The organism is Labilibaculum sp. (genome assembly GCF_041595635.1).
Lineage (GTDB): Bacteria > Bacteroidota > Bacteroidia > Bacteroidales > Marinifilaceae > Labilibaculum.
The window spans coordinates 16,067-28,292 of the sequence record NZ_JBFHJW010000056.1 but is presented as its reverse complement, the minus strand read 5'-3'; the positions used below and the strand labels follow the sequence as shown (position 1 = coordinate 28,292).

Below are 12,226 nucleotides of genomic sequence, written 5' to 3'. Positions count from 1 at the left end.
GTTTATGAAAATTTTAATAACAGGAGCTAATGGGCAGTTGGGCTCAGAAATCAAATCTTTGGCTCAAAAGTTTCCAAAACTTCAATTTGTGTTTTCCGATCTACCGGAATTAGACATTTGCAATAGAGAAATGCTTGCCCGGTTTGTAAGCGAAAATCAAATTAATGGTATTATCAACTGTGCTGCTTATACTGCAGTGGATAAAGCCGAAGAGGATGCAGCAACAGCAGAATTGGTAAATGCTAAAGCAGTAGGTAATTTGGTGTCTGTAGCGGAGGAGCTAGACTTGAAATTGATTCACATTTCTACCGATTACGTGTTTGATGGAACTGCACATGTTCCCTATACCGAAGATGTGGAAGTATCGCCAATCGGTGTGTATGGAAAAACCAAACGAAAAGGAGAGGAATATGTAATTAATTCTTCTTCTGAATCTTTGGTGCTTCGTACTTCCTGGTTGTATTCTGCTTTCGGGAACAACTTTGTGAAAACCATGTTGCGACTTGGTGGGGAGCGAGACAGTTTAGGGGTCATCTTCGATCAGGTGGGAACACCAACTTATGCGAAAGATTTGGCTCATACTTGTCTGGAAATCTTGTCCAAAGAAGGGAGAATGGATGAAAAAGGCAAAGTGTATCACTTTTCGAACGAAGGAGTAGCCTCCTGGTACGATTTTTCAAAAGCCATCATGGAAATGGGAAATGTAGATTGTCAGGTGAATCCTATCGAGACCAAAGATTATCCTACTCCGGCACAGCGTCCTCACTATTCAGTTTTAAATAAAGCAAAGATAAAAGCTACTTTTGGAATTGAAGTTCCTTACTGGAGAGATTCTTTGAAGGAATGCATTGAGAAATTAATGAAATAACCACAAATTTCACAAATGAACACAAATTACTAATGTTTAAAAGTAGTGTGATTTCAAGAAATAGAGTAAGTATTGTTTGCGATGTTTCTTTTTAATCTGTGAAATCAGAAAAATTTGTGGTTTAAATATTTTGTAATTGAAATAAATGAAATAACATCAAATTGCACTAATGAATATAAATTTTAGAATTTGTGAAATTGGTGTAATTTGTGGTTTTAATTTGAAAAAATATAAATATGAAATCAATCCTAGTAACAGGCGGTGCCGGATTTATCGGTTCCCACCTCGTACGTTTGTTGGTGAATAAATATCCGGAATATAGAATTGTCAATATGGATGTATTGACTTATGCTGGAAATCTGGCCAACCTAAAAGATATTGAGAAGAAAGAGAACTACGAATTTGTAAAATGTGATATCTGCGATTTCGAGAAGGTGCAAAAAGTATTTGCCGATTATCAGATCGAAAGTGTTATTCATTTGGCTGCAGAGTCGCATGTCGATCGTTCCATTAAGGATCCTTTCTCTTTTGCTCAGACCAATGTAATGGGGACTTTATCTTTATTGCAGGCCGCAAAACACGCCTGGGATGGAAATTTTGAGGGCAAATTATTTTATCATGTTTCTACTGATGAAGTATATGGTTCTTTAGGCGAGGAAGGTTTCTTCCTGGAAACCACTGCTTACGATCCACATTCACCTTATTCGGCGTCTAAAGCTTCATCCGATCACTTTGTGAGAGCTTTTCACGATACCTTCGGATTGCCAACCGTGATTTCAAATTGCTCGAATAACTACGGTTCCTATCAGTTTCCTGAGAAATTGATTCCTTTATTCATTAACAATATCTGTAACAACAAGCCATTGCCTGTTTATGGAAAAGGCGAGAATGTTCGCGATTGGTTGTACGTGGAAGATCATGCTCGAGCTATTGATGTGATTTTTCACAATGGAAAACATGGGGATACCTACAATATTGGTGGTTTTAACGAGTGGACGAATATCGATCTGATTAAGGTGATGATTAAAACCGTTGACCGATTATTAGGTCGTGTAGAAGGAGAATCAGAAAAACTGATTACCTATGTTACCGATCGTGCAGGACATGATTTGCGTTACGCCATTGATTCTACCAAATTGAAGAATGAATTGGGTTGGGAGCCATCACTTCAGTTTGAGGAAGGAATCGAAAAGACTGTGAAATGGTACCTCGAAAATAAGGAGTGGATGGAAAACATCACCAGCGGAGAGTACGAGAAGTACTATGCTGAGATGTATAAGTAGTACTTTTTTCTATTTATGACTGTCTTTGCGAGGAGGTACGACGAAGCAATCTCCTCGCAAATAGCAAAAAAAATAGAAGGAGACTCGATTTTTAACAGATTACCGCAGTCGCTTGAGGCTCCCTCGTAATGACAATTAAAAATGGAATACCGTAGTTATATAGTTTACATACTTTCTAATAGGAATAATACGGTTCTCTATACAGGTGTAACATGGAATTTGAAATTGCGTGAGGAACAGCATAAAACAAAGAGTAATCCCAAGTCGTTCACAGCTCGCTATAATGTTGATAAATTGGTTTACTACGAACAATTTTTTGATATCGGTGAAGCAATTGAAAGAGAAAAACAAATAAAGGCAGGTTCCCGACAAAAGAAACTAGACTTGATTGCTGGTCTGAATTCAGAGTGGAGGGATTTGTATAAAGATTTGTAGAATTTTGAGACTGTTCTATAAAAAAACACTATACTATGAACAAAAACAACTACATCGTAATAATGGCTGGGGGAGTTGGTTCCCGATTCTGGCCCATGAGTACTGAGGAGAAGCCCAAGCAATTTTTAGATGTTCTGGGAACGGGAAAAAGTCTGTTGCAGCAAACAGTAGCCCGTTTTAAAACGATCGCCCCTGCAGAAAATATCCTTATTGTGACTTCTGCTAAGTACAAAACACTGGTGGCAGAACAATGTCCCGAATTGCTCGAGAGCAATATTTTGCTGGAGCCCTGCATGCGAAATACGGCACCCTGTATTGCTTATGCAGCCTATAAAATCAAGGAATTAAATCCCGATGCCAATATGGTGGTTGCACCTTCCGATCATTTAATCAGCAAAGAGGAAGAGTTTGTTCGTGTGGTGGAAAAAGGTTTGGAGTTTACATGTACGTCTGATTCTTTATTGACTTTAGGTATTCGGCCACATCGTCCTGAAACTGGTTACGGATACATTCAGGCGGCTTCGTCCTCAATGAATAATGACTTAGGGAATAAGAAGATTTGTATTGGTTCGGAAGGAGAATCTTATGAGACAATGACTGATATGGGAATTAATCTCTCCCCTTCGGGCGAGACTAAGAGGGGGATTTGTAAAGTTGAGTCTTTTAAAGAAAAGCCAAATCTCGAAACCGCTAAAGAATATATGGATGCAGGCAACTATTTCTGGAATTCTGGAATCTTCTTATGGTCGCTAAAAAATATATTGAATGCTTTTGAAAGTTATTTGCCAGAGGTAGCTGAACTATTTAAAAAAGGTGCTTCTGTGTACAATGGTCCAAAGGAGCAAAGTTTTATCGATGAGATGTTTCCTACTTGTGTGAATGTTTCTATTGATTATGGTATCATGGAAAAGGCCGATAATATTTATGTTCAGCCGGCTGATTTTGGCTGGTCCGATTTGGGAACCTGGGGATCGCTTTGGGAGAAACGTGAACGCAGCGAGCAGGGGAATACCATACTTGGCAATCAGGTTCATGTTTTTGAGTCTAGCAATTGCATAGTGAACATGCCCAAAGATAAGAAGGTGGTGATTCAGGGACTTCAGGATTATATTGTTGTAGAAGACAATGAGGTTCTCTTGATCTGTAAGAAAGAGGAGGAACAGCGCATTAAAGAATTTCGCGCTGCGGTTCTTGATTCCTAGATTTTAAATAGTAAGAGTTTCTTTGTATCGAGGAAAAGAAAGAAAGTTTAAAAAGGAAGCAGATGACGCAGAAAAGGATGATTTTTAATTTTGTATGGTATTTGAACGCACCATTTTTCTTTTGGGTTCGCGAATGTTTTTGTGGAATTCTTGAGATGAAAAAGATCTGTTTAAGACGTGTAGTACAAAAGATTTTAATTGAAAATTATTCTGGCAGAAAGGGTTGACTGCCCAAGCTGCAGTTTCCGACATGAACAAAGAACTAAAAAAAAAGCCTTAAAGAAAAACCCCCATTGGATCACATTCAATGGGGGTTTATGGTTTTTAGAGCAGTGCTAAATGCAAAGTTCTAAGATTCTTGCGGCATTTTCCTGATCTCCCTTTTCCAGCAGGCGATTGGCCATTTGAATCAGTTCGTTTTCTGATGCCCCTTTTCGGATAGCTTCAGCTATCTCTCCAGGTAGGTTTTCTAATTCCATTGCAAATTGTTTTTGTAGTAGTGTATAATTGACTATAAAGTTAAAAAAAATATGATAAAATGGAGAGTTTTAGTATCTAATTTCGTTTCTGAGAATCAGGAGTCAAAACATAGGATGTATACAAGAATCAATGGGTAAGTAAGATGAGATTAATTAATAAGGTAAATAATTAGAGAAAGCAGGGAAAATATTCTTTTCTAGTTTTTCATCTTCCTAATTATATCTTATATTTATGCTGCATTTTACCTAGTTGTCGAAAATGTTAAGTACAAAGAGCGTTAGTAGCTCAGTAATGGAGTGTCTGCCCCCAAAATATATAATACATAAAAATACCTTAGATGAATAAGTATCAAATTTTAATTGTTGATGACATAGTAGATAACATTAAAGTTTTGCAATCGATTCTTTCTGATGATTGTTACCAAATATCTTCGGCATTAAATGGATCTGATGCTATAAAATTGTGCGTAGCTAAAAGTTTTGATTTGATTTTGTTGGATATCATGATGCCGGAAATGGATGGTTATGAGGTTTGTACCTATTTCAAATCAAAAGATAAGACGAAGGATATTCCGGTTATTTTTCTTACAGCTAAAGTAGATGAGGAAGCAATTATAAAAGGTTTTGAGGTAGGTGCACAAGATTATGTCACTAAGCCATTTAATCCTCAGGAATTGGTGGCCAGAGTGAATACTCATCTTGATTTGCAGGCTAAAAATCAGCAGCTAAAAATGATGAACCTCGACTTGGAAGAGAGAGTGGCTGCCCGAACTTTAGAGTTGGAGGAGTCGAACCAAAAATTAGAGCATGCCAATTACCAACTGTCTACGCTTGAAGATGCCAAAAACGACTTCCTTTCCCTGATGTCTACCGAATTGCGCGAGCCACTTAATGGCATTGTTGGTTTTGCGGAGATGTTAGAGTTTTCCATTAAGAACAAGACCAATTTAAAATATGTACGTTACATTATTCAGGCTTGCGAGAAATTAACAGGAGTGTCGGATATGGCTCTTCTGCTTTCTGCTTTGCGTTTCGATCGTTACGAAATGAAGATCAAAGGAATATCTGTTTTCGATTTGGTGAAAGAGAACGTGGAAAAGTTGAAACCACTCATCGCTGATCGGAAAGTAAAACTAAAGATCGATATTCCTAAAAACTATATTATTCAAGGAGATGAAAGATTGCTCGGTATTAGCATAGAGAAAGTCATCGAGAATGCAGTTGCCAATGCTCCTTTACGTTCCGAAGTATTGGTAGGAGCTTCCCTGGAAGGTCAGAGTGTTAAGGTATTTGTGCAGGACTCGGGTGTGCAGTTTGCTCCATCGGAGGTGAATTACACTTTCCATTTCTTTGAGCTGAACAAGGAAGATCGTAAAAATGACTTCAAGCGCTTTACTGCTGGTTTAGTGGTTGTAAAATTAGTGATGGATCTGCATAAAGCGAATGTTGAAGTAGATAATTTGACTGATGGAGGCGTTCGGGTTTCTTTTCTACTGCCTGTTTATTAGTTTTTTTGTACTTGCATAATTGAAAACAGAAGCTCGGAATGTGAAGAATTCCTACTTTTCAAATTCTGAGCTGTTTTAGCTGATCGTACTGTTTGAGAGTTCTCCTACAAATCTTCTAAAATTTCATTTAGGAAAGCATTTAAAGGTTGTAAGCTCGCAAAGCTTTTTAAAATCTCCTCTGAAAATTGTTCCGATTGCACAATCTCATCGCTTACACTTCTAACCACGGCATAGTTTTTAAAATTCAATAGATTGATGTGTTCAAAATCTTTGGGATAACCGCGAGGAGCTGTTTTTAGTTTTTCCCCATATAATTCGGGGTAATGAGAAGTGAACTCCTTATTGCTGATGATTGCTTTAAATTCTAGAGGATTGTGAAATATTTCTTTCCGGATGGCCTTTAATGCAGGAGATGCAGGCTGATAACAACCTCCGCCTAAAAAGCTACCTTCTGGCTCCACATGAATGTAGTAACCTCCATATTGACTCTTTCGCCCATTTTTTGCCAGAAAAGCACCAAAATGTGTTTTGTAAGGCCTTTTATCATTTGAAAATCGTACATCTCGAAAGATTCTGAAAATACAGTCTTTGGCTCTCAAAGCCCCTAGGTCAGGATCAATTTTTTTTAATTGCTCTATGCAAAGTGCTGTAAAAAGCTCAAAATCTTCTTTTGCTTGCTTGTATTTGTTTTTGTTGGTGTGAAACCATTCTCTGTTATTGTTTTCGCGTAGTTCTAACAAAAAAGCGTAAATATTCTTGTTTAGCATATTATTGTTTTGTGTGGTTTTATGATCTTTTAAGAAAGAGATGAATACAGTTATTTTTTCTGGGAATTTGTTCTTGTTTTTGTGTATATTACCTTCCGGTTTTGAAAATACAGAGCATAGATTATGCTCCCTTAAAAGTAGTTTATAAGGATATTCCCTTGCAAAAGATCACCTTTTCTTGTCATTTTTCTATGAATTACTAAAATTGAATTTTGCTGCGATAACAAAGAAAGCAAAATTGGTCGGAGCAAAAAAGCTGACTTATATGGAATAATTAAAATTATTTATCAAAAAAAATATTTTTATTTTTCTTTAATTAGTAACTATACGACTATACTAGTCGATTTATCCTAAAAATGATTCAATGTGGAAACTATTACGCTTGTTTATTATTTTAATTTTAATGATTCCCATCTTTTCCTGGATTAGTTGGAAGTTAAAAGCAAAAGAAAGAATTAATCTTCTTGTTCTTGATAAAACAACGCCAAATGATGATTATTCTGAGCATTTGTCCTTTTTTTGGGTAGCCAATCAAATGCGATGGGTGAAGCAGGATGGAGAAGGATATAATTTTTCGGAGGATTTCTATGGCTTTCACCCCAAAGAGGATGGAGAGTATAGCATTAATGATTTGCGTGCTCTTAACGAAGATGATTTCTCGGAATTAGCAGATTCTTTGGATCTGGCTTTCTTTGCCGATACTTATGGAATTTACAATACCAACTGGAAAGGTCATCCAGATTATGGAAAGGATACCATATCCCTGTTTTATGGTGGACTGAAAGCGCCCGAATTGGTTTTGCTACAAAAGATGAAAGAAAAAGGAAAAACTATTCTTGCTGAATTTAATTTTACTGCATCGCCTACTTCTGAACCTGTCCGTAAAAAAGCCGAAGAATTATTTGGAGTGGAATGGAATGGATGGGTAGGTAAATACTACCATACTCTGGATACGATAATCGATGAAGAAATTCCTCGTTGGGTGCCAGATTTGTATGAGAAGAATTACAACAAAGAATACAATTTTAAGAATGCCGGAATTGTCCTTGTCAATGATAAAGAACAAATTGTTATTCTAGATGCAAAGGAGGATTTAAATAGCCGATTTCCCATTTTGGAAAGTGAAAAAGCTACTCAGGCAAAATACAATGTTCCCGAAACCATTTACTATCCATATTGGTTCGATATCAATACCACCGATTCGCGCAATGAAGTTTTAGCTTGGTTTTCTTTGGATGTAAACAGCAAAGGAAAAAAGTTGCTGGATCGTTATCACCTTCCTCATAGGTTTCCAGCCATAATAGAACACGATCAGGAATACCATTTTTTGTATTTCGCCTGTGATTTTTCTGATAATCAAATGGGGATTTATTCCTCCTATTTTAGAGGGATAAATACACTGAGTGGAGCCTTTTATAGTGCCAATCAGGTAAAGGATAGAAAAATGTTTTTTTGGAAATATTATCAGCCATTTATGGAAAGTCTGATGGATACTATTGCAGAGCGTAAGGCTCATAGATTGGTTTATGTGGATTAAACCTATTATTATTATTATTATTATTTGAAAAACTGAATTTAAAGTGAGACTTTTGTTCATTCTTTTTATTTAAAATTGACATAACTAATATTTTATGTATGGTTAAATACTTACTTTTTTTTATTTTATTCCTCTTTTTATATACAGGGCAATCTTTTGCTCAGGAAGTAGAGGTGTCCGCAAAAAATATTACTGATGAGTTCAATAAGGCAAGAGAGTTGGCCTTTTCGGGAAATGGATCAGAGGCTCGATCTATTTGTTATGATATCTTGAATGAAAAACCGAAATTTTATGATGCCAGAATATTAATTGGCAGGACTTTTTCATGGGAGAAAAATTTTCAATCAGGACGAGAGGAACTAGAAAAAGTATTGACCGAGGATGCGGATAACAAAGATGCTCTGTTCGCGATTATTGATCTGGAAAAATGGGCTGGAAATCCTGATAAAGCACTTCTGAATTGTGAAAATGGCCTTTCGTATTACCCCAACGAAGAAACTTTTTTAATCAATAAAATAAAACTTCTGCAGGAATTAGGTGAGGAGAGTAGTTCTTTTCAGGTTCTTGATGACTTATTAGAGTTGAACCCTAACAATGAAGAAGGACTGGCCTTATTGAGCCAATACAAATCGTCACGAATGATTTACAAGGCGATTTACCAACATGATTATGAATATTACAAAAAACCATATACTCGAAAATGGCATTTGAGTTCCTTTCAATTGGCTCGGCGTAATTCCTGGGGAACGCTAATCGGAAAAATCAATTTAGGCGATTTAATTCAGGATGGAGAGAGCTTTTGGTCCAAAGGGCTAGCCAAACAGTTCGAAGTGGATGCTTATCCGCGAGTTTCTAAATTGAGTTATGCCTACTTAAATTATGGCTATTCTCCTGATGATTTATTTCCCCGACACCGAATGGGGGCCGAATTGTATCATAAGTTACCCAACGAGTTTGAGGCTTCTGCTGGATTTAGATACTTACTGTTTGATACTGATTATGGCAATGAAGATATATTCACTTTCACGGCTTCTTTAGCGAAATATTACCGGAATTACTGGTTTTCCTTTCGTACATATTTAACCCCAAATGATGGAGAGCTTTCGCAATCGTACTGGTTGGCAGCTAGAAGGTATTTGCGAAATTCCAAAAATTATTTGGGGATTGAATTGGGAACAGGAGTGTCGCCTGATGAAACCCAAATTTATTCCTTTAATTATCTGGATACCGATTCAGACACTGAAATTGTTTCTACAACAGAGGTTTACAAGTTTAAAAGTAGATCATTGAGACTGTCTTATCAGGATCGTTTGTTAACAGATCGCTTTTTGTATTTAGTGAAGGTAGGTTACGAGCGGGAAGAATATCAGGTAAGCCAGAATCGCAATGTTTTTTACCTGTCGGTGAACTTGTCGTATCAATTTTAGAGTAAATTAAAATAGGATGCAGGAATATTTAAGTATAATAAATTTTAACCAGCTAATTCGTCATATAAGTGGTGTTTTGGATGCTTTTGTGCTGTGCTTCAATTTTTTAATGCAGTTTATAGATCGAGTGCAATCCTATATTCAGTATACTTTTGAACGCATGCCATATAGTTTAGTCAATAGGCTAATGATCTATTTGATTATTGTTTTTATTCTGGCTTTACTAATTCTACTTCCATTAATACTATTTTTTAAATTGTACATTGCTTACAAAAAGAAGAAAACAGAATACTTATTTCGTAAATATTCAAAGATTATTGTTCGTTTTTTAATGAATGATCTGCCAAAAAAAGAACTAGCTGAACTTAAAAATAATAAATCCACATTTCATAGAAATGTAATTATTAACGTGCTAATTGCTATTGATACGGCCGAGAATAAACAGCTTAGTGGTAAACTGCGACGTTTGTATATGGAGATGAAATTAGATGAAGACTCTAGAAAAAAACTTAAGAAACGCTGGCATCATAAAATTCGTGCCATTCGTGAACTCAGTCATATGAGGGTTAAGTCTGAAAATAAAATGATAATCGACTTTCTTCAGGGCTCAAATGAGGTTTTAAGAATAGAGAGCCAAATGGGCTTGATAAAATTACTGCCTTTTGTTCCGTTCGCTTTTCTCGATTCGCAGGAAAAACCTTTTACCGTTTGGGAACAAATCAATGTTTTTGATTTGATCCGAAAAAAAAGAATTGAAATTCCTGAGTTTCATTTGTGGCTAGATCATTGGAACGATTCGGTAGTGATGTTTTGTTTGGATATGATTCGTGTATTAAAACAAAAGGAAGCAGCTCCCAAAGTTATGGAATTACTTTATCATGACAATGAGTTGGTAAAGGGAAAGGTAATTAGAACCTTGGTTGATTTGAAAAATGTTGAGGCCGTTTCGAAATTGAAAGATATGTATTTTCTTGAGGAAACCTCTAATAAAATCAATATAATAAGATCAATTGGTAAGCTTCGTTTGGCTAGTGAAATAGATTTTTTATTGGATAAATTAAATTCGGAGGAGTTTGAGATTAAAATGGAATGTTGTAAATCACTAGTGATGATTGGTGAGCAAGGAATGGCAATGTTAAAATCATACTCCGAAAATTGCGATGAGCAAATGACGAAAATAATCAATCATGTTTTAGACCCGAGAATATGAATTACGATGAATTTGTAAGATTTATAAGTTTCTTTTTGGATAAGATTTTCATTTCTTATGCCTTTCTTTTGATTTTTAGCTATACGGTTCTGAGTATCATTTCTGCAGTGGCTTTGAATTTTTATTTGAAGAAGAATGGTTTTGTAGATTATAATGTGATATTGGATTCGCCATTGGCACCATCGGTATCAGTGATTGTTCCTGCTTATAACGAGGCCAAAACAATTGTTGATAATGTAGAATCGATTTATACCATTCATTACAACAATTTTGAGGTTATTGTAATTAACGATGGCAGTAGCGACTCAACTTTTGAAGATTTGAGGATTGCTTTTCAGTTGGAAAAGGTTAATTTTGCTTTGAATGAAGAAATTCCTACTCAGGAAGTAAGAGGGATATACAAGTCTCCTCTTCCTACTTACTCCAATTTAGTGGTAGTTGATAAGGAAAATGGTGGAAAAGCCGATGCTTTGAATGCGGGAATTAATGTGGCCAAAAATGCTTTGTTTATGGCCATTGATGCAGATTCTATTCTGGAGCCAGATGCAGTTTTGAAATTGGTGAAGCCATTTTTGGAACGTACCGATAGAAGAGTGATTGCAGCTGGTGGAGTGGTAAGAATTGCCAATTCATGTTCCATCGAAAAAGGAAGAATTACCGATGTGAGGGTTCCCCGAAATATTTTGGCTCGTATGCAAGTACTTGAATATACTCGTTCCTTTTTAATGGGTAGAATGGCATGGGCTAAACTCGATGGATTGATTATCATTTCTGGAGCAATGGGTATGTTCGATCGTGAAGTTGTGGTGGAGAGCGGTGGCTATGCACATTCAATTGGTGAGGATATGGAATTGGTGGTTCGAATCCGGAGATACATGGCCGAGAATCGTGAAAAATATAAAATTGAATACGTTCCAGATCCTTTGTGCTGGACAGAGGTGCCTGTAAATGTGAAAGTGTTCGGAAGACAGCGTAGTAGGTGGACTCGTGGAACAATTGAGACCTTGACGGATCATTCAAAAATATTTTTTTCCCCGCAGTATGGAGTCATGGGTTTGTTGGGGTATCCATATTGGTTCCTTTTTGAGTGGTTGGCACCTTTAGTTGAGCTTGTCGGAATTATTTATGCGTGTATATTATTTTTCACCAATAATTTAAGTCTCGATTTTATCATGATCACATTTTTGTTTGTATATGCATTTGCGGTGTTTTACTCTACTGTAGCTATTTTATATGAGGAGCTTACTTTTCATCGCTACGAGAAAAAAACGGATGTGCTTCGTTTGTGGGTAGCTGCCTTGTTAGAGCCATTTTTACTTCACCCTATAAGTTTGTTTTATGCTGTGAAAGGAAATATTGAGTACATAAATGGAAATAGAAGTTGGGGAAAAATGGAACGAAAAGGCTTTCTTCACACCAAGGATAAGATAAAAGTAAACAAATCTAAATCTTGATTGATGTAGAAATACTAAAGTGACAGAGGAAAAAGAGAAATAGATTAGTTACGAAG

11 protein-coding genes are annotated in these 12,226 nt (G+C 36.3%); 9 read left to right on the top strand and 2 right to left on the bottom strand.

Translation table 11 applies throughout. From position 1 onward, the window contains the following. From rfbD to ABYT26_RS14025, 4 genes are all read left to right on the top strand, one after another. Positions 1–868, top strand: an 868-nt coding sequence (rfbD, locus tag ABYT26_RS14040; protein WP_372754969.1) for a dTDP-4-dehydrorhamnose reductase, incomplete at its 5' end; no start/stop codon positions are given. Positions 869–1,104: 236 nt separating this feature from the next. Next, entirely contained in the window at positions 1,105–2,151 is a 1,047-nt protein-coding gene (gene rfbB, locus ABYT26_RS14035; RefSeq protein ID WP_372754967.1) for a dTDP-glucose 4,6-dehydratase, read from the top strand. 141 nt (positions 2,152–2,292) lie between these two features. Then, the gene (locus ABYT26_RS14030; protein ID WP_372754965.1) at positions 2,293–2,586 is read left to right on the top strand and encodes a GIY-YIG nuclease family protein; all 294 of its coding nucleotides are present in this window, start codon (positions 2,293–2,295) and stop codon (positions 2,584–2,586) included. Between the two features lie 35 nt (positions 2,587–2,621). Further along, entirely contained in the window at positions 2,622–3,788 is a 1,167-nt protein-coding gene (locus ABYT26_RS14025) for a mannose-1-phosphate guanylyltransferase (RefSeq protein ID WP_372754963.1), read from the top strand. A 335-nt stretch (positions 3,789–4,123) separates the two neighbouring features. Here ABYT26_RS14025 and ABYT26_RS14020 read toward each other — a convergent pair whose 3' ends face one another. Next, the gene (locus ABYT26_RS14020) at positions 4,124–4,267 is read right to left on the bottom strand and encodes a hypothetical protein (protein WP_372754961.1); all 144 of its coding nucleotides are present in this window, start codon (positions 4,265–4,267) and stop codon (positions 4,124–4,126) included. A gap of 338 nt (positions 4,268–4,605) precedes the next feature. Between ABYT26_RS14020 and ABYT26_RS14015 the strand changes: the two genes are divergently transcribed. Next, positions 4,606–5,775: a response regulator gene (locus ABYT26_RS14015; RefSeq protein WP_372754959.1), complete on the top strand. Its 1,170-nt coding sequence runs from the start codon at positions 4,606–4,608 to the stop codon at positions 5,773–5,775. Between the two features lie 104 nt (positions 5,776–5,879). Here the strand turns inward: ABYT26_RS14015 and ABYT26_RS14010 are convergent, their stop codons facing one another. Beyond that, entirely contained in the window at positions 5,880–6,542 is a 663-nt protein-coding gene (locus ABYT26_RS14010; RefSeq protein ID WP_372754957.1) for a DUF2461 domain-containing protein, read from the bottom strand. Between the two features lie 364 nt (positions 6,543–6,906). Here ABYT26_RS14010 and ABYT26_RS14005 point away from each other — a divergent pair, with 364 nt between their 5' ends. The 4 genes from ABYT26_RS14005 (at position 6,907) to ABYT26_RS13990 (ending at position 12,170) form a co-directional block, all read left to right on the top strand. Next, positions 6,907–8,079 (top strand): hypothetical protein, encoded by a 1,173-nt coding sequence (locus ABYT26_RS14005; RefSeq protein ID WP_372754955.1) that lies wholly within the window; start codon positions 6,907–6,909, stop codon positions 8,077–8,079. 98 nt (positions 8,080–8,177) lie between these two features. After that, a complete protein-coding gene (locus ABYT26_RS14000) occupies positions 8,178–9,506 on the top strand; it encodes a YaiO family outer membrane beta-barrel protein (RefSeq protein WP_372754953.1) in 1,329 nt (442 codons plus the stop codon). 16 nt (positions 9,507–9,522) lie between these two features. Further along, a complete protein-coding gene (locus tag ABYT26_RS13995; RefSeq protein WP_372754951.1) occupies positions 9,523–10,716 on the top strand; it encodes a HEAT repeat domain-containing protein in 1,194 nt (397 codons plus the stop codon). Then, positions 10,713–12,170: a glycosyltransferase gene (locus ABYT26_RS13990; RefSeq protein ID WP_372754949.1), complete on the top strand. Its 1,458-nt coding sequence runs from the start codon at positions 10,713–10,715 to the stop codon at positions 12,168–12,170. Before ABYT26_RS13995 ends, ABYT26_RS13990 begins: the two co-directional genes overlap by 4 nt. Positions 12,171–12,226 lie beyond the last annotated feature (56 nt).